This window comes from Isoptericola sp. F-RaC21 (genome assembly GCF_038593535.1).
Classification (GTDB): Bacteria; Actinomycetota; Actinomycetes; order Actinomycetales; family Cellulomonadaceae; genus Isoptericola.
The window spans coordinates 1-18,352 of record NZ_JBCFYX010000001.1; the positions used below are offsets into that span (position 1 = coordinate 1).

Here is an 18,352-nt window from a genome sequence, read left to right on the forward strand (position 1 = left end):
CGCTGGCCCGCCTGCTTCGGGCACCCCGCCGGCCCGCGTGCTCCGGGCAGGCGCCCGCCCAGGACGCGCGTTGCTGCCCCGAGGCGACACTCCGGCCCGTTCTGTGCACTGCGAGCGACGCGGCTGCACGCGCTTCACAGCGCGCTCAGCACCGCGCGAGAGCCTGCGCGAGCTCTTGCAGACCGAGCTGCTTCCCCGCTCGGCGATCTCCGTACCCCCTCCCGGTGGTGGCGCGTGCTCGCTCGGGGCTCCCGGGCGAGCACGCAGCGGTCTTCGCAGCGTCTTCACAGCCGGTCGCAGTCGGCTTCTTCGTGCTCCTGACCAGGGAGGACGTCGGAGCGCTGCGCGGTCGGCGGGGAGGTGCTGTGCAACGGCGGCCTAGTGAGCGCAGACTCATTTGACATGGCGACCACGATCGGGCGAGACTTCACTGAATGGAAGCCCACTTTCGGTGGGTGGAATCGCCCGAAGGAGGATCGCTCGATGACGAGTGCTGGTCTCGAGGCATTCAACGCCGCGGACGCCGAGAGCGCGAGGGCTCAGGTGCTGACCTGTGCAGCGGTCGTCCGCTGGGCCGACGCGGTCGTCGCGGGTCGCCCGTACCCGGACGTCGAGGCCGTTCTCGCGGCTGCCCGGACGGAGGCCTCGCCATGGAGCGAGGAGGAGATCGACGCCGCCCTGGCGCGCCACCCGCGCATCGGCGAGCGCGCGGCAGGGGACGACGCCGACGCGGCGCACTCGCGGCGCGAGCAGGCCGGGCTCGGTGACCTCAGCGGATCGGTCGAGGAGCGTCTGCGCGCGGGCAACCGTGCGTACGAGGAGCGGTTCGGCCACGTCTTCCTCATCCGCGCCGCAGGACGCACCGCCGAGGAGATCCTGGCGTCGCTCGAGGAGCGCCTCGGCAACGACGCCGCCACCGAGCGGCGTATCGCCGGCCAGCAGCTGCGGGAGATCGCCGTGCTCCGGCTGGAAGGAGAGCTCTCATGACCTCGCACATCACCACCCACGTGCTCGACGCCGTCTCCGGGCTGCCGGCGGCCGGCGTCGCCGTGTCGTTGTGGAGCGTCGGCGCCGACACCGCGCAGCGGCTGGCCGACGCCACCACGGACGCCGACGGCCGGGTGAAGGACCTCGGGCCGGAGGCGCTCGACCCGGGGACCTATCGCGTGACCTTTGCGACGGGTGACTACTTCGCGGCGCAGGGGGTCGCGACGTTCTACCCGTCGATCACCATCGACTTCACCGTCGAGGCCGGGCGCGACCACTACCACGTGCCCTGCCTGCTCAGCCCGTTCGCGTACTCCACGTACCGCGGGAGCTGACGGGTCGCCAGACCCGCATCACCGACCGCGGCAGAGGCGCCGCGGTCTGCGTCATCGTCATCGGAGACGTATGGGGGCCGCCCTCGGGGCGGTCCCGGACAACGCACCAACAGATGAAGGAGTCAGCAATGACCGCCACCGCCACCGACGCCCAGGTCTCGACGGGCACGATCGTGCTGGGCGACAACCAGTACGGCAAGGCCGAGGTCCGCGTCATGAAGGTCGACCGCGACCAGGCGCGCCACCGGATCACCGAGCTCTCGGTGACCTCGCAGCTCCGCGGCGACTTCTCCGCCGCCCACATCGACGGCGACCAGGGCCGCGTGGTCCCGACGGACACGCAGAAGAACACCGTGTTCGCGCTCGCCAAGGACGGCATCCCTTCGCCGGAGGAGTTCGCGCTCCGCCTCGGCGAGCACTTCCTGTCGAGCTTCGACTGGATCGAGGGTGGCCGCTGGGAGGCCAAGGAGTACACCTGGGAGCACATCCCGTCCTCCCTGACCAGCCACGTGACGGACGGCGAGCACGACCACGCGTTCGTCAAGGGCGGCACCGAGACGCGCACCACCATCGTCCAGCGCGACGGCGACGAGGTCTTCGTCGTCTCCGGCCTGGAGGACCTCAAGGTCCTCAAGTCCACCGGCTCGGAGTTCCACGGCTTCCCGAAGGACCGCTACACGACCCTGCAGGAGACCACCGACCGCATCCTGGCGACCTCGGTGACCGCCCGCTGGCGCTACACCTCGCTGGACATCGACTTCAACGCGGTCTACGACGACGTGCGTCGCATCCTGCTCGAGACCTTTGCCGACGTGCACTCGCTCGCGCTGCAGCAGACCCTCTACCAGATGGGCAAGCGGGTGCTCGAGGCGCACCCGGAGATCGGGGAGATCAAGTTCTCGATGCCCAACCTGCACCACTTCGTCGTGGACTTCGAGCCCTTCGGCCTGGAGAACCCGAACGAGGTGTTCTACGTCGCCGACCGGCCGTACGGGAAGATCGAGGCGGAGGTGAAGCGGGAGGGCGCGGACACCGAGCCGCGCGCGTGGGCGACCGTCACGGGGTTCTGCTGATCAGCGTGGCTCCGTGGAGTCGGTTCGAAGGAGCATCGACATGAGCACGACGACCATCGAGGCGGCCAGCGCGACCGGCGCGCCGCAGGGCGGTCGACCGGAGGACGAGCGGTACCCGCTCGGCAAGACCTTCCTCTACGGCCTGCAGCACATCATGACGATGTACGGCGGCGTGATCGCGCCGCCGATCATCGTCGGGCAGGCGGCGGGGCTGACGGGGGCGGAGATCGGCGTCCTCGTCTCGGCCGCGTTGCTCGTCAGCGGCCTGGCCACCGCGCTCCAGACGCTCGGTATCCGCTTCTTCGGCTCGCAGCTCCCGCTGGTGCAGGGCATCTCGTTCGCCACCGTGTCCACGATGGTCGCGGTGGCGAGCGGGGACGGCGGGCTCCCCGCCGTCTTCGGCGCCATCATCGTCGCCGCCGTGATCGGCCTGGCGATCAGCCCGTTCTTCGCGCAGGTCGTGCGGTTCTTCCCGCCGGTCGTGACGGGCACGATCATCACGATCATCGGCGTCTCGCTGCTGCCGACGGCCGCCGGCTGGATGATGGGCGGCGACGAGGAGGCGGCGGACTGGGGCTCGGTGCCCAACATCGCGCTCGCGCTGGGCACGCTCGTCGTGGTGCTCGTGCTCAGCCGCTTCCTGCAGGGCACGATCTCGCGACTGTCGATCCTGTTCGGGATCATCATCGGGACGGTGGTGGCCGTGCCGCTCGGGCTCGCCGACTTCTCGGGGGTGGGCGAGGGGGCGGCGTTCGCGCTGCCGACGCCGTTCGCGTTCGGCGCCCCGGTGTTCGAGATCGGCGCGATCATCTCGATGACGATCGTCATCCTCGTCATCATGACGGAGACGACGGCCGACCTCATCGCCATCGGCGAGGTGCTCGACACCAAGGTCGACGCGAAGCGCGTGGGCGACGGGCTGCGGGCCGACATGGCCGCCACGCTGGTCGCGCCGTTCCTCAACTCGTTCCCGGCGTCGGCGTTCGCGCAGAACGTCGGCCTGGTGGCGATCACCGGGATCCGCTCCCGGTTCGCCGTCGCGGCCGGCGGCGCGGTGCTGTTCGTGCTGGGGCTGTTCCCGGTGCTGGGACAGGTCGTCGCGGCGATCCCGTCGCCCGTGCTGGGCGGCGCCGGCATCGTGCTGTTCGGGTCGGTCGCGGTGTCGGGGATCCGCACGCTGTCGCGCGTCGAGTACGAGGGCAACCTCAACCTCACGCTCGTGGCGGTCGCCCTGGGCTTCGGCATCATCCCGATCGCCGTGCCCGACTTCTACGACCAGTTCCCGACCTGGGTGGGCATGATCTTCCACTCCGGGATCGCGGCCGCGGCCGTCGTCGCCGTCCTGCTCAACCTCGTGTTCAACGAGATCCGCTGGGGGCGGCGCAGCAAGGACCCGTCGGTCTTCACCGCCGGCTCCTCGGCGCGCCTCGTCGTCACGGAGGAGCAGGAGCAGCGCCGGGCGGAGTACTTCGCGCGGCTGGACGCCGAGCGTCAGGAGGAGCGCCGTCGCGCCCGCCTCAACGCGGACGTCCGGGCGCGGGTGCGCCACGGCCACGGTCGCCGGTCGGGCTGCGTGTCGGCGATCGACCTGGACGCCGACGGCGTGCCGGACGTGCTGCAGATCCGCGAGGGGGCGCGCGCCGCGGTCGCCGAGCGGTCCGCGTCCCGCGAGCCGGCCGAGCTGGTGCACGCCGGCAGCGCCGACCCGAGGGACGGGTGACGACCGTGGCCGCCCCGGCACGACGCAGGGCGCGAGGCGGGAACCCCGCCTCGCGCCCCGCGCCGGGCCTCCGGGCGCCGTCAGGCGGCGAGCAGCTCCTTCGAGATGGTGTCGGCCACCTCGTGCAGCAGGGGGAGCGCGGCCTCGCCGAACTCGTAGGTGACGCGGGCCGCGGGCCCGGACACCGAGAGGGCGGTCGGGGTGGGCGCGTCCTTCACCGGGACGGCGAAGCATCGCACGCCGATCTCCTGCTCGCCGTCGTCGACGGCGTAGCCCTGCTCGCGGATGGTGCCGATCTCCGTCAGGAGGTCGTCGACGTCCGTGATCGACAGGTCGGTCGCGGGCGGCATCCCGACCCGCCCGACGATGTCGCGGATCGTCTGGTCCGGCAGGTCGGCGAGCACCATCTTGCCCACGCCGGTGCAGTGCGTGTAGACGCGCCGTCCCACCTCGGTGAACATCCGCATCGAGTGGGACGAGGAGGCCTGGGCGACGTACACCACCATGTCGCGGTCGATCATCGCGAGGTTGGCGCTCTCGCCGAGCTCACGGGCCAGCCGCTCCAGGTGGGGGCGGGCGCTGGCGCCGAGCTGGCGTCCCGCGCTCTCGCCCAGCCGGATGAGGCGGGGGCCGAGCGTGTACCGGCGGTTGGGGAGCTGGCGCGCGTAGCCGCGGCCCACCAGGGTCCGCATGAGGCGGTGGATCGTCGGGAGCGGCAGGCCCGCGGCGGCCGCGAGCTCGCTCAGCGCGGCGTCGCCGCCGAGGTCGGTCATGATCTCGAGCAGGTCGATCGCCCGGTCCACCGACTGGACTCCGGTGCCGTTCGCCATGGTGGTCCCCTTCGCAAAGTCTCCTGAACCGATCGGTTCTAGAAACCATACTTCCACATCTCGAAACTTCATGTCATCAGCACCCCGAAAGGAAACCCAGGCCATGGCGATGCCCAGCCCCAGCTACACGATCACCCTCCGCGTCGAGGCGCCGGCCTCGCAGCGCGCGACGAGCGAGATCGTCCACGAGATCGCCACGGCCGGCGGCTCGGTGATGGGCGTCGACATCGCCCAGTCGCACGCCGACAGCATCGTCGTCGACGTCACCTGCGACACGGTCGACGCCGAGCACGGCGAGCGCATCGTCGCGGCGCTCGACGCGCTCGACGGCGTGCGCGTGCTGAAGATGTCGGACTCGACGTTCCTCATGCACCTCGGCGGCAAGATCTCCGTCACCCCGAAGGTGCCGCTCAAGACGCGCCGGGACCTGTCGCGCGCCTACACGCCCGGCGTCGCCCGCGTCTGCCTCGCGATCGCGGACCGCCCGGAGGACGCGCGCCGCCTCACCATCAAGCGCAACACGGTCGCGGTGGTCACCGACGGCACCGCCGTCCTCGGCCTCGGCGACATCGGCCCCGAGGCCGCGATGCCGGTCATGGAGGGCAAGGCGGCGCTGTTCAAGCAGTTCGCCGACGTCGACGCGTGGCCGATCGCCCTCGACACCACGGACACCGAGGAGATCATCCGCACCGTCAAGGCGATCGCGCCCGGGTTCGGCGGCGTCAACCTCGAGGACATCTCCGCGCCCCGCTGCTTCGAGATCGAGAAGCGCCTGCGCGACGAGCTGGACATCCCCGTCTTCCACGACGACCAGCACGGCACCGCCATCGTGGTGCTCGCGGCGCTCATCAACGCGCTCAAGGTCGTGAACAAGAAGATCGAGGACGTCCGCATCGCGGTCTCCGGCGTCGGCGCGGCGGGGTCGGCGATCATCCGCCTGCTGCTCGCCCAGGGCGCGAAGGACATCATCGGCTTCGACCGGCACGGCGCCCTCACGCCCGAGTCGGCGGGCAGCGACGAGAACCGCACGTGGATCGTCGAGAACACCAACCCGTCCGGGTTCACCGGCACCCTCAAGGAGGGCCTCGTCGGGGCCGACGTCTTCGTGGGGGTCTCGGCCGGCAACATCCTCACGGGGGCGGACGTCGCGACGATGAACGACGGCGCGATCGTCTTCGCGCTCGCGAACCCGACGCCCGAGGTCGACCCGATCGCCGCCGGCGAGACGGCCGCCGTCGTGGCGACCGGCCGCAGCGACTACCCGAACCAGATCAACAACGTGCTGGCCTTCCCCGGGCTGTTCCGCGGCCTGCTCGACGCGGGCGCCACGCAGATCACCGACGAGATGCTGCGCGTGGCCGCCGTGGCGATCTCGTCGGTGGTGAGCGAGGACGAGCTCAACTCCGCCTTCATCATCCCCGGCGTGTTCGACAGCCGCGTCGCCGAGGCCGTCGCGGACGCCGTCCGGGCCGAGGGGCTCAAGGAGGTCCCGGTCGCGGAGCACCGCGCCGACGACGCCGAGCACCTGGCCCAGCACCTGGGGCGCGCCCTGCACGCGGAGAGCGCGGCGGTGGCCCGATGAAGGCCTCGCTCGACCAGGCGGCGCTCGACGACGTCGAGCGCCGGCTCGCCGCGCACGACGCCCACCTCGAGCGCGCCTATCCCGGCGACGACGGCACGCGGCAGCCCGTGCACACCGTGTACGTGCCGGCGCACCGCTACGCGGCGGGGCTCGCGCGGGACTGGGGCGACCAGGCCCGTGCGGCCGTCGAGGCGCAGGGCACGGACGCGCTGCTGGACGCCGTGGGCGTCCGCGCCGACCTGCGCGACGCCGTCGCCGCCCAGGTGGAGCGCAAGCTGGCCACCGAGCCGATCGAGGACCTGCGCATCGACCTCGAGGACGGGTACGGCACGCACCCGGACGCCGAGGAGGACGAGGTGACGGCCGCCGCGGCCGGCGCGCTGCGCGCCGAGCTGGACGCCGGGGGAGCGACCCCGTTCGTCGGCATCCGGTTCAAGTGCTTCGAGCGGCCCACGAGGGCCCGCGGCCTGCGCACGCTGGACGTGTTCGTCAGCACGCTCGCCGCGTCGGGGGACCTCCCCGACGGGCTCGTGCTCACCCTGCCGAAGGTGACCGGCGTCGTGCAGGTCGAGGCGATGGTCGCCGTGTGCGAGCGGCTGGAGGAGGCGAACGGCCTGCCGGCCGGGCGCCTGCGCTTCGAGGTGCAGGTCGAGACGCCGCAGTCGATCCTCGACTCAGCGGGCACGGCGACCGTGGCGCGGATGATCCACGCGGGGGCAGGGCGGGTCAGCGGCCTGCACTACGGCACCTACGACTACTCGGCGTCGCTCGGCATCGCGGCGGCGTACCAGTCCATGGAGCACCCGGCGGCGGACCTCGCCAAGGAGGTCATGCAGCTCGCGGCCGCCGGCACCGGCGTCCGGCTGTCCGACGGCTCGACGAACGTGCTGCCGGTCGGCGACGACGCGCAGGTCCGCGCCGCGTGGGCGAACCACGGGCGCCTGGTGCGCCGGTCGCTCGAGCGCGGCTTCTACCAGGGCTGGGACCTGCACCCGGCCCAGCTGCCGAGCCGGTTCGCCGCGACCTACGCCTTCTACCGGGAGGGCTTCGAGCCTGCGGCCGAGCGGCTGTCCAACTATGTGAACGAGGTGGAGGGGGCGGTGCTCGACGAGCCCGCCACCGCCAAGGCGCTCGCGTGGTACCTCAAGCGCGGCGTCGACTGCGGCGCGCTGGGCGCCGACGAGATCGTCGACCGCACCGGCCTGCAGCCGGCCGAGCTCACGGCGATCGTGACGCGCCCGCTCGGTGGCTGACGCCCGGGCATCGGCGCAGCGCACGGCCTCGACGGCCCGGCAGGACGACGTCCTGCCGGGCCGTCGTCGTGTGCGCCGGATCACGACCGCACTGCGGGACGGCCCCGGGCGGGGGTTGACCGATCGCGCGGGCCCGGCGTAGCGTTTTCACAACAAGGAACCAATCTTCCATCTGGCGAAAGCGAGTCAGCGATGACGGACCAGATCCCCTACACCGTGAACTGCTCGATCCTCCTCACGGACCTGCCGTTGAACGAGCGCCCGGCGGCCGCCAAGGCGGCCGGCTTCGACGGCGTCGAGCTCTGGTGGCCCTTCGCGACCCCGACGCCCGCGGCCGACGAGATCGACGCGTTCGTCGGGGCCCTGGCCGACGCCGGCGTGCAGCTCACCGGCCTCAACTTCGACGCCGGCAACATGCCCGGCGGCGACCGCGGCCTGATCTCCTGGCCCGAGCGCTCGGCCGACCTGCGCGCCAACCTCGACGTCGTCACCCGCATCGGCGAGCTCACCGGGTGCCGGGCGTTCAACGCCCTGTACGGCAACCGCGTGGAGGGCGAGGACCCGGCCACGCAGGACGCGCTCGGCGCCGAGAACCTCGCGCTCGCGGCGCAGGCCGTCGGGCGCATCGGCGGCACCGTGCTGGTGGAGCCCGTCTCCGGCGCCCCCGCCTACCCGCTGACGACGTCGGCCGACGCCGTCGCCGTCCTCGACCGTGTGCGCGACGAGCACGGTGCGACCAACCTCGGCCTGCTGTTCGACGTCTACCACCTGTCGGTCAACGGCTCGGACGTGGACCTCGACCTCAAGACCTACGGCGACCGCATCGCGCACGTGCAGGTTGCGGACGCCCCCGGCCGCGGCGCCCCGGGCAGCGGCGACCTGCCGATCCAGCGCTGGATCGGCGACCTCCGCGCCGCCGGCTACGCCGGCCCGGTCGGCCTCGAGTACAAGACGGCCGACGCGGACCCGTTCGCCTGGCTCCCGCGCGAGCAGCGCTCCGCCCGCTGAGCCCCGGCACCGCGACCACCTGACCTCCCCGGAAGGACACGACCAATGAGCACCATCGCCTTCATCGGCCTCGGCATCATGGGCAGCCCGATGGCCGTCCACCTCCAGAACGCCGGTCACTCCGTCGTCGGCTACAACCGCACCGCGGCCAAGGCCCAGCCCCTCGTCGAGGCGGGCGGCACCGCCGCCTCCTCCGTCGCCGAGGCCGTCAAGGCCGCGGACGTCGTGGCCGTCATGGTCCCGGACTCGCCGGACGTCGAGGGCGTCCTGGTCGGCGACGACGGCGTGCTCGCCCACGCGCAGCCGGGCACGCTGATCATCGACTTCTCGTCGATCCGCCCCGACGTGACGGTCGAGCTCGCCGAGCAGGCGAAGGCCGCCGGCTTCCGCTACCTCGACGCGCCGGTCTCCGGCGGCGAGGCGGGCGCGAAGAACGCCGCGCTGTCGATCATGGTCGGCGGCTCGGCCGAGGACTTCGCCGCGGCCACCGACGTGTTCGACGCCGTCGGCAAGACCGTCGTGCACGTGGGGCCCTGGGGCTCCGGCCAGACCGTCAAGGCCGCGAACCAGCTCATCGTGGCCGGCAACATCGCGCTGCTGGCCGAGGCCGTGATCTTCCTCGAGGCGTTCGGCGTCGACACCGAGGCGGCCGTCAAGGTCCTCGGCGGCGGCCTCGCCGGCTCGGCGGTCCTCAACCAGAAGGCCGAGAAGATGCTGGGCCGCGAGTTCGCCCCCGGCTTCCGCATCGACCTGCACCACAAGGACCTGGGCATCTTCACCTCGGCCGCCCGCGAGCAGGGCGTCGTCGCCCCCGTGGGTGCCGTCGTCGCGCAGCTCATGGCCGCGGCCCGCGCCGAGGGCGACGGCTCGCTGGACCACTCCGGCCTGTTCAACGCCGTCGCGCGGCTGTCCGGCCGCAGCTGACGCCCCCCCACTGTCAGAAGACTCGAAGGAGAGCATCATGCCCCGCATGCGCGCGGTCGACGCCGCGGTCGCCATCCTGGCGAAGGAGGGTGCCACCGAGGCCTTCGGCCTCCCCGGCGCCGCCATCAACCCGTTCTACGACGCCATGCGTCAGCACGGCGGGATCCATCACGTGCTCGCCCGGCACGTCGAGGGCGCGTCGCACATGGCCGACGGCTACTCGCGCGCCGAGCGCGGCAACATCGGCATCTGCATCGGCACGTCGGGCCCCGCGGGGACCGACATGATCACCGGCCTGTACGCCGCGTGGGCCGACTCGATCCCGATGCTGTGCATCACGGGCCAGGCCCCGGTGGCCAAGCTCGACAAGGAGGACTTCCAGGCCGTCGACATCGCGTCGATCGCCGCGCCGGTCACCAAGCTGGCGAAGACGGTCCTCGAGGCGTCGCAGGTGCCGGGCGTCTTCCAGCGCGCGTTCCAGCTGATGCGGTCCGGCCGTCCCGGCCCGGTGCTCATCGACCTGCCGATCGACGTGCAGCTGACGGAGATCGAGTTCGACCCCGAGACCTACGAGCCGCTGCCCGTCGAGCGCCCGCAGGCCACGCGTGAGCAGGTCGCCAAGGCGATCGACATGCTGCTGGCCGCGGAGCGCCCGCTGATCGTGGCCGGCGGCGGCATCATCAACGCCGGCGCGGAGGCCGAGCTGGTCGAGCTGGCCGAGGCGCTGGGCGTGCCGGTGGTCCCGACCCTCATGGGCTGGGGCGCGATCCCCGACGACCACCCGCTGACCGCGGGCATGGTCGGCATCCAGACGTCGCACCGCTACGGCAACGCGACGTTCCTCGAGTCGGACTTCGTCATCGGCGTCGGCAACCGGTGGGCCAACCGCCACACCGGCGGCCTGGCCACGTACACCGAGGGCCGCACCTTCGTGCACGTCGACATCGAGCCCACGCAGATCGGCCGCGTGTTCGCGCCCGACTACGGCGTGGTCTCCGACGCGGGCGCGTTCCTGCGCACCGCGCTCGAGGTGGCGGCCGAGCGCAAGGCCGCCGGCCGGGTGCCGGACTACAGCGCGTGGGCCGCGAGCGCCCAGGAGCGCAAGGGGAAGCTGCAGCGCAAGACGCACTTCACCGAGGTGCCGATCAAGCCGCAGCGCGTGTACGAGGAGATGAACAAGGCCTTCGGCCGCGACACCGTCTACGTCACCACGATCGGGCTGTCGCAGATCGCCGGCGCCCAGCTGCTGCACACGTACAACCCGCGGCACTGGATCAACGCCGGCCAGGCGGGCCCGCTGGGCTGGACGGGTCCGGCCGCGCTCGGCGTCTCGCGGGCCCTGCCCGAGGGCAACGTGGTCGCGCTGTCCGGCGACTACGACTTCCAGTTCATGCTGGAGGAGCTCGCCGTGGGCGCGCAGCACCACCTGCCCTACGTGCACGTCGTGGTGAACAACGCCTACCTGGGGCTGATCCGCCAGTCGCAGCGCGCGTTCGAGATGGACTACCACGTGTCGCTGGCGTTCGAGAACATCAACATGAGCAGTGGCGACGGGGAGCCCGAGGGCTACGGCGTGGACCACGTCAAGGTCGCCGAGGCCCTCGGCTGCAAGGCGATCCGGGTCACCGACCCGGAGGACCTGGGCGCCGCGTTCGCCAAGGCCCAGGCGATGACGGCGGAGTTCCGCGTCCCCGTGGTGGTCGAGGTGATCCTCGAGCGGGTCACCAACATCGCGATGGGCGCCGAGCTGAACGGCGTGAACGAGTTCGAGGACCTGGCCATCTCGGCGCAGGACTCGCCCACGGCGATCGCGCTGCTCGACTGAGCGCGATCGGCCGAGCGGTACCCGACGACGGCGACGGGAGAGACGATGACGACGACGGGCAGGCCCGACGGACGAGGGGGTGCAGCGACGGTGACGACGAGCGGACCGACGACGGCGCGCGTGCTGCTCGCCCCGGACAAGTTCAAGGGCTCCCTGACCGCGGGCGAGGTGGCCGCCCACCTGGCGGCCGGCCTGCGGCGGGCGGTGCCCGGCGTCGTCACCGACGAGCTGCCCGTGGCCGATGGCGGCGAAGGCACGCTCGAGGCCGCCCTCGCCGCCGGGTACGCCGCGGTGGACCTGGTGGCGACCGGCCCCCTGGGGGACCCGGTCGCCACCCGGTACGCGCGGCGCGGGGGGACCGCGGTCGTCGAGATGGCGGCGGTCACCGGGCTCGCGATGGTGCGCCCGACGGCGGCCACCGCGCTCGCGGCCACCTCCCGGGGCCTCGGCGAGGTGATCGCGCACGCCCTCGACGCGGGGGCGCGCGAGATCGTCGTCGGGGTGGGCGGCTCCGCCAGCACGGACGGCGGGGCCGGCATGCTCGCCGCGCTCGGCGCGCGGCTCACGTCGGGCGCCGGCGACCTCGCGGACGGCGGCGGCCACCTGCACGAGCTCACCGACGTCGACCTCGCCGGGCTGCACCCGGCGCTGGCCGACACCGAGATCGTGCTCGCGAGCGACGTGGACAACCCGCTGCTCGGCTCCGACGGCGCGGCCGCGGTCTACGGGCCGCAGAAGGGCGCCGACCCGGCGACCGTGGCCGAGCTCGAGCTCGGCCTGGCGACCTGGGTCGACGTGCTCGCCACCGTCGGCGTCACCGGCGCCCGCGGGTACGCCGCAGAGCCCGGCGCGGGCGCGGCGGGCGGCGTCGGCTTCGCCTGCCTGCTGCTCGGCGCCGAGCGCCGCCCCGGCGTCGAGGAGGTGCTGGCCCTCACGGGGTTCGCGGACCGGCTCGCCGGCGTGGACCTGGTCGTCACGGGGGAGGGCAGCCTCGACCAGCAGTCGTTGCACGGCAAGACGCCGGTCGGCGTGGCCGCCGCCGCGGCCGCCGCCGGCGTCCCCACGGTCGCGGTGTGCGGCCGCACCACCCTGAGCCCGGAGAAGGCGGCCGCCGCGGGCATCGCCACCGTGCACGCTCTCACCGACGTCGAGCCCGACGTCGCCCGCTGCATCGCCGAGGCCGGGCCCCTGCTCGAGGGCCTCGCCGCTCGGCTCGCCGACCACCTGCCGGCCCTCGACGCGCCGGCCTCGACCACCATCAGGGAGATCGCATGACCCACGACCTCGTCGTCCGCGCCGCCCGCGCCGTCACCCCCGAGGGGGAGCGCGCCGTCGAGGTGGGCGTCACCGACGGCCGGATCGCGGCCGTGGTGCCGCTCGGCACCGGTCTGGCCGGCGCCGAGGTGCTGGAGCTCGCCGAGGACGAGGTGCTGCTGCCCGGCCTGGTGGACTCCCACGTGCACGTCAACGAGCCCGGCCGCACCGAGTGGGAGGGCTTCGCCACCGCCACGCGCGCCGCCGCGGCCGGCGGCGTCACGACCATCGTCGACATGCCGCTCAACTCGCTGCCCCCCACGACCTCGGTCGCGAACCTGGAGGTCAAGAAGCAGCGCGCGGTGGACCAGGCGTTCGTCGACGTCGGCTTCTGGGGCGGGGCCGTGCCGGGCAACACGGCGGACCTGAAGCCCCTGCACGACGCCGGGGTGTTCGGCTTCAAGTGCTTCCTGGCCGACTCGGGGGTCCCCGAGTTCGGTCACCTCGAGGACGCGGAGCTGCGCGCCGACCTCGCCGAGCTCACCACGTTCGGCGGGATGATGATCGTGCACGCGGAGGACCCGGGCACCCTCGAGGACGCCCCGCAGCAGCCCGGCCCGCGGTTCCGGGACTTCCTCGCGTCGCGCCCCGCGAAGGCGGAGTCGCTCGCCATCGCTGGCCTGATCGACGCTGCCCGCGCGACCGGCGCGCGCGCCCACGTGCTGCACCTGTCGGACGCCGACTCGCTGCCCATGATCGCGGCCGCCCGCGCCGAGGGCGTGCGGCTGACGGTCGAGACGTGCCCGCACTACCTGTCGCTCGACGCCGAGCACGTGCCCGACGGCGCGACGGCGTACAAGTGCTGCCCGCCGATCCGCGAGCAGGACAACCAGGACCGGCTCTGGCAGGGCCTGCGCGACGGGCTCATCGACGTCGTGGTCACCGACCACTCGCCGGCCACCGCCGAGCTCAAGGAGCCGGCGTCGGGCGACTTCGCCGAGGCGTGGGGCGGCGTCGCGTCGCTGCAGCTCGGCCTCGCCGTCGTCTGGACCGAGGCGCGGCGTCGCGAGGTCCCGCTCGCCGAGGTCGTGGGCTGGATGTCCGCCGGCCCGGCCGCGCTGGTCGGCCTGGAGCGCAAGGGCGGCATCGCGGTGGGCAAGGACGCGGACCTCGCGGTCTTCGCCCCCGAGGCGACCTTCGTCGTCGACCCGGCCCGCCTCCACCACAAGAACCCGGTCACGCCGTACGCCGGTCGTGGCCTCACGGGTGTCGTGCGACGCACGCTGCTGCGCGGGCGTCCCGTGGGCGACGAGCCCACCGGCACCCTGCTGCGCCGCGGCGAGGCCTGACCCGCCGCGGTTCCCCGTCACCCCCGAGAAGAACGAACGAGGACGCACGATGACGCGACTCCAGCCGGGCGAGACCGCCCCCGACTTCACCCTGCCCGACTCCGCCGGCACGCCGGTGTCCCTCGCGGACGTGCGCGCCCGGGCGGACAAGGGCGTGGTCGTGTACTTCTACCCGAAGGCGGGCACCCCCGGGTGCACCACCGAGGCCTGCGACTTCCGCGACAACCTCGCGTCCCTCGCGGGGGCGGGGTACGCCGTCGTCGGGGTCTCCGCGGACCCGGTGGAGGACATCCGCGCCTTCGTGGAGGCCGAGCACCTGACCTTCCCCCTGCTGAGCGACGCGGACCACGCCGTGGCCGACGCCTACGGCACGTGGGGCCCGAAGACGATCGGCGGCCGGACGTTCGACGGGGTGCACCGCTGCACCTTCGTCGTCGAGCCGGACGGCACCCTCCGCTCCGCCGAGTACGACGTCGAGGCCACGGGGCACGTGGCGGCGCTGCGCGCGCAGCTGGTGGGTGCCTGAGCACCGGCGACCCGGTAGGGTCGGCCTGGCAGGTTTCCGCAAGGCGTAATACGAATTCCGCTGTGCAGCTGCTGCACGGCTGCAGCACACCCCCGTAGAACGAGAACAAGGAGGGACTGTCGTGGAGCTCCCCGACGGCCTGACCATCACCGCCGAGATCGGTGAGCGCGACACCGAGGTCCTCACCCCGGCCGCGCTGGACCTGATCGTGACCCTGCAGCGCGAGCTGGGCGACCGCCGCCTGGAGCTGCTGGAGGCGCGGCAGCGCCGCCGCCAGGAGCTGGCCGACGGCGGCACGCTCGACTTCCTGCCGGAGACGGCGCACATCCGCGCCGACGACTCCTGGACCGTCGCCGCGCCGGCCCCCGGCCTGGTCGACCGCCGCGTGGAGATCACCGGCCCGACGGACCGCAAGATGACGATCAACGCGCTCAACTCGGGCGCGAAGTGCTGGCTCGCGGATCAGGAGGACGCGAACACGCCGCAGTGGCGCAGCGTGGTCGGCGGCCAGCTCAACCTGCTCGACGCGATCAACCGCACGATTGACTTCACCAACGAGTCGAACGGCAAGCGCTACGAGCTCAAGCCGGACGACGAGCTCGCGACGATCATCATGCGCCCCCGCGGGTGGCACATGAACGAGAAGCACGTCCTCGTCGACGGCAAGGAGACGTCGGGCTCCCTCGTCGACTTCGCGCTCTACGTCGCGACGGCGGGGCTGCGGCAGATCGAGAAGGGTCTCGGGCCGTACTTCTACCTGCCGAAGATGGAGTCGCACCTCGAGGCGCGGCTGTGGAACGACGCGTTCGTGCTCGCCCAGGACGCGCTCGGCATCCCGCGCGGCACCATCCGCGCCACCGTGCTCATCGAGACCATCCCCGCCGCGTTCGAGATGGAGGAGATCCTCTACGAGCTGCGCGAGCACTCCGCGGGCCTCAACGCCGGCCGCTGGGACTACCTCTTCTCCGTGGTGAAGAACTTCCGGACCCGCGGCGCGGAGTTCCTCCTGCCCGACCGCAACCAGATCACCATGACGGTGCCGTTCATGCGGGCCTACACCGAGCTGCTGGTCTCGACCTGCCACAAGCGCGGCGCGCACGCCATCGGCGGCATGGCCGCGTTCATCCCGAGCAAGGACGCCGAGGCGAACGAGCAGGCCTACGCCAAGGTGAGCGCCGACAAGGCGCGCGAGGCCGGCGACGGCTTCGACGGCTCGTGGGTGGCGCACCCGGGCATGGTCGCCACCTGCAAGGAGGCCTTCACCGCCGTGCTCGGCGACAGGCCGAACCAGATCGACCGCACGCGCGACGACGTGCGCGTCACGGCCGCCGACCTGCTGTCGGTCGACAAGACGCCCGGCACCGTCACCGAGGCCGGGCTGCGCAACAACGTCTCCGTCGGCATCCAGTACCTCCAGGCGTGGCTGGGCGGCCTCGGCGCCGTCGCCATCTTCGGCCTCATGGAGGACGCCGCGACCGCGGAGATCTCCCGGTCCCAGGTGTGGCAGTGGCTGCACAACGGCGTCGTCCTCGCCGACACCGGCGAGAAGGTGACGCGGGAGCTCGTCGACCGCATCGTCGAGGAGGAGGTGGCCAAGCTCCCGGGCGGCGCCGCCGCCTTCGACGAGGCGCGGACCACCTTCCTGGAGGTCGCCGTCGCCGACGAGTACATCGACTTCCTCACGACGGCCGCCTACGAGCGGATGGACTGAGGAACCGGCACCGCTCGGCTGCGACGGGGGCGCCGAGCACCGCCGGACGTGACGGCCGGGACCATGTCTGCGTGACGTGGTCCCGGCCGTCTCGTCGTCCGCACCGTCATGTGGAGACAACCTCCCGGACACGTGCCGCCCACTAGACTGACGGCCATGTCCACCATCTCCCGAGACGAGGTCGCGCGCGTCGCCGCCCTGGCCCGGATCGACCTGCGCGACGACGAGGTCGACCGGCTCGCCGGCGAGCTCGACGTCATCGTCGACTCGATCGCCCGCGTGAACGAGGTCGCGACCCCCGACGTGCCGGCCACCAGCCACCCGCTGCCCCTGACGAACGTGTTCCGCGAGGACGTGCCGGCCCCGGCGCTGCCCGTGGCCGACGTGCTGGCCGCCGCGCCGGACGCGCAGGACGGGCGCTTCGCCGTCCCGCAGATCCTCGGGGAGGAGTGAGATGACGGACCTGACCCGCCTCAGCGCGGCGGAGCTCGCCGAGACCCTCGCGCGCAAGGAGGCCTCGAGCGTCGAGGCCACGCGCGCGCACCTGGACCGCATCGCGGCCGTCGACGGCGACGTGCACGCGTTCCTGCACGTGAGCTCCGACGACGCGCTGGCCACGGCCGCCGACGTCGACGCCCGCCGCGCCGCCGGCGAGGAGCTGCACCCGCTGGCCGGCGTGCCGATCGCGGTCAAGGACGTCGTCGTGACGAAGGGCATGCCCTCCACGGCCGGCTCCAAGATCCTCGAGGGCTGGATCCCGCCGTACGACGCCACGCTGGTCGAGAAGCTCCGCGCCGCGGGCCTGCCGATCCTCGGCAAGACCAACATGGACGAGTTCGCGATGGGCTCCTCCACCGAGCACTCCGCCTACGGCAACACGCACAACCCGTGGGACCTCGACCGCATCCCCGGCGGCTCGGGCGGCGGGTCGGCCGCGGCCGTCGCGGCCTTCGAGGCGCCGCTCGCGATCGGCACCGACACGGGCGGCTCGATCCGCCAGCCGGGCGCCGTCACCGGCACCGTCGGCGTCAAGCCCACCTACGGCGGCGTCTCGCGCTACGGCCTCATCGCGATGGCCTCCTCGCTGGACCAGGCCGGACCGGTCACCCGCACCGTCCTGGACTCCGCGCTGCTGCACGAGCTCATCGGCGGCCACGACCCCCGCGACTCGACGTCGATCCCCGAGCCGCTGCCGCCGCTGGTGGAGGCCGCGCGCCAGGGCGCGCTCGGCGACCTGTCCGGCCTGCGGGTCGGCGTGGTCAAGGAGCTGCAGGGCGAGGGCTACCAGGCCGGCGTGCTCGCGCGGTTCCACGAGTCGCTCGAGCTGCTGACCAAGGCGGGCGCGGAGATCGTCGAGGTCTCCTGCCCGCACTTCGGCTACGCGCTCGACGCGTACTACCTGATCATGCCGGCGGAGGCGTCGAGCAACCTCGCGAAGTTCGACGGCATGCGCTTCGGGCTGCGCGTCGAGCCCACCGACGGGCCGGTCACCGCCGAGCGCGTGATGGCCGCGACCCGCGGCGCCGGCTTCGGCGACGAGGTCAAGCGCCGCGTCATCCTCGGCACGTACGCCCTGTCGGCCGGGTACTACGACGCCTACTACGGCAGCGCGCAGAAGGTCCGCACGCTCGTCCAGCGCGACTTCGACGCCGCGTTCGCGCAGGCGGACGTGCTCGTCTCGCCCACGGCGCCCACCACGGCGTTCAAGCTGGGGGAGAAGCTGGACGACCCGCTGGCGATGTACCTCAACGACGTCGCGACCATCCCGGCGAACCTCGCCGGCGTGCCCGGCATCTCGGTGCCGAACGGCCTGGCCGCCACGTCGGAGGGCGGCGCCGGCCTGCCCACCGGTTTCCAGATCCTCGCGCCGGCCAAGGCGGACGACCGCCTCTACCGCGTCGGCGCCGCGCTCGAGTCGGCCCTCGAGTCCACCTGGGGCGCCCCGCTGCTGTCGCGCGCGCCCGAGCTGGGCTGA

General features: G+C 72.8%; 15 protein-coding genes and 1 pseudogene. 15 read left to right on the top strand and 1 reads right to left on the bottom strand.

The features are described 5' to 3' along the window. Nucleotides 1-483: 483 nt before the first annotated feature. The 4 genes from uraD (at nt 484) to AAG589_RS00020 (ending at nt 4,115) form a co-directional block, all read left to right on the top strand. Nucleotides 484-987 (top strand): 2-oxo-4-hydroxy-4-carboxy-5-ureidoimidazoline decarboxylase, encoded by a 504-nt coding sequence (gene uraD, locus AAG589_RS00005; RefSeq protein WP_430565205.1) that lies wholly within the window; start codon nt 484-486, stop codon nt 985-987. Then, the gene (uraH, locus tag AAG589_RS00010; protein WP_430565206.1) at nt 984-1,322 is read left to right on the top strand and encodes a hydroxyisourate hydrolase; all 339 of its coding nucleotides are present in this window, start codon (nt 984-986) and stop codon (nt 1,320-1,322) included. The genes uraD and uraH overlap by 4 nt, the downstream gene beginning before the upstream one ends. Nucleotides 1,323-1,450: 128 nt before the next feature. Beyond that, nucleotides 1,451-2,395, top strand: coding sequence for a factor-independent urate hydroxylase (gene pucL / locus AAG589_RS00015; RefSeq protein ID WP_430565207.1), 945 nt, complete (start codon nt 1,451-1,453; stop codon nt 2,393-2,395). Nucleotides 2,396-2,435: 40 nt separating this feature from the next. Then, the gene (locus AAG589_RS00020) at nt 2,436-4,115 is read left to right on the top strand and encodes a nucleobase:cation symporter-2 family protein (RefSeq protein WP_430565208.1); all 1,680 of its coding nucleotides are present in this window, start codon (nt 2,436-2,438) and stop codon (nt 4,113-4,115) included. Nucleotides 4,116-4,195: 80 nt separating this feature from the next. Here AAG589_RS00020 and AAG589_RS00025 read toward each other — a convergent pair whose 3' ends face one another. Next, a complete protein-coding gene (locus AAG589_RS00025; RefSeq protein WP_430565209.1) occupies nt 4,196-4,945 on the bottom strand; it encodes an IclR family transcriptional regulator in 750 nt (249 codons plus the stop codon). A gap of 103 nt (nt 4,946-5,048) precedes the next feature. Here AAG589_RS00025 and AAG589_RS00030 point away from each other — a divergent pair, with 103 nt between their 5' ends. The 11 genes and pseudogenes from AAG589_RS00030 (at nt 5,049) to gatA (ending at nt 18,352) form a co-directional block, all read left to right on the top strand. Continuing rightward, nucleotides 5,049-6,527 carry an NAD-dependent malic enzyme gene (locus tag AAG589_RS00030; protein ID WP_430565210.1) on the top strand — a complete coding sequence of 493 codons (1,479 nt, stop codon included), beginning with the start codon at nt 5,049-5,051 and terminating at the stop codon, nt 6,525-6,527. Continuing rightward, entirely contained in the window at nt 6,524-7,780 is a 1,257-nt protein-coding gene (locus tag AAG589_RS00035) for a DUF6986 family protein (protein ID WP_430565211.1), read from the top strand. Before AAG589_RS00030 ends, AAG589_RS00035 begins: the two co-directional genes overlap by 4 nt. 204 nt (nt 7,781-7,984) lie before the next feature. Further along, complete coding sequence (locus AAG589_RS00040) at nt 7,985-8,788, top strand: hydroxypyruvate isomerase family protein (protein WP_430566191.1); 804 nt, start codon at nt 7,985-7,987, stop codon at nt 8,786-8,788. A 36-nt stretch (nt 8,789-8,824) separates the two neighbouring features. Beyond that, nucleotides 8,825-9,712 (top strand): annotated as a pseudogene (locus AAG589_RS00045) (2-hydroxy-3-oxopropionate reductase); the annotation flags it as partial. A gap of 37 nt (nt 9,713-9,749) precedes the next feature. After that, nucleotides 9,750-11,537, top strand: a complete 1,788-nt coding sequence (gene gcl / locus AAG589_RS00050; RefSeq protein ID WP_430565212.1) for a glyoxylate carboligase — start codon at nt 9,750-9,752, stop codon at nt 11,535-11,537. 90 nt (nt 11,538-11,627) lie between these two features. Next, the gene (locus AAG589_RS00055) at nt 11,628-12,812 is read left to right on the top strand and encodes a glycerate kinase (protein ID WP_430565213.1); all 1,185 of its coding nucleotides are present in this window, start codon (nt 11,628-11,630) and stop codon (nt 12,810-12,812) included. Further along, nucleotides 12,809-14,140, top strand: a complete 1,332-nt coding sequence (gene allB, locus AAG589_RS00060; RefSeq protein WP_430565214.1) for an allantoinase AllB — start codon at nt 12,809-12,811, stop codon at nt 14,138-14,140. The genes AAG589_RS00055 and allB overlap by 4 nt, the downstream gene beginning before the upstream one ends. A 49-nt stretch (nt 14,141-14,189) precedes the next feature. After that, nucleotides 14,190-14,666, top strand: a complete 477-nt coding sequence (bcp, locus tag AAG589_RS00065; RefSeq protein WP_430565215.1) for a thioredoxin-dependent thiol peroxidase — start codon at nt 14,190-14,192, stop codon at nt 14,664-14,666. Between the two features lie 121 nt (nt 14,667-14,787). Then, nucleotides 14,788-16,377: a malate synthase A gene (gene aceB / locus AAG589_RS00070; RefSeq protein WP_430565216.1), complete on the top strand. Its 1,590-nt coding sequence runs from the start codon at nt 14,788-14,790 to the stop codon at nt 16,375-16,377. Between the two features lie 156 nt (nt 16,378-16,533). Beyond that, a complete protein-coding gene (gene gatC / locus AAG589_RS00075; RefSeq protein WP_430565217.1) occupies nt 16,534-16,830 on the top strand; it encodes an Asp-tRNA(Asn)/Glu-tRNA(Gln) amidotransferase subunit GatC in 297 nt (98 codons plus the stop codon). A 1-nt stretch (nt 16,831) separates the two neighbouring features. Then, entirely contained in the window at nt 16,832-18,352 is a 1,521-nt protein-coding gene (gene gatA / locus AAG589_RS00080) for an Asp-tRNA(Asn)/Glu-tRNA(Gln) amidotransferase subunit GatA (RefSeq protein WP_430565218.1), read from the top strand.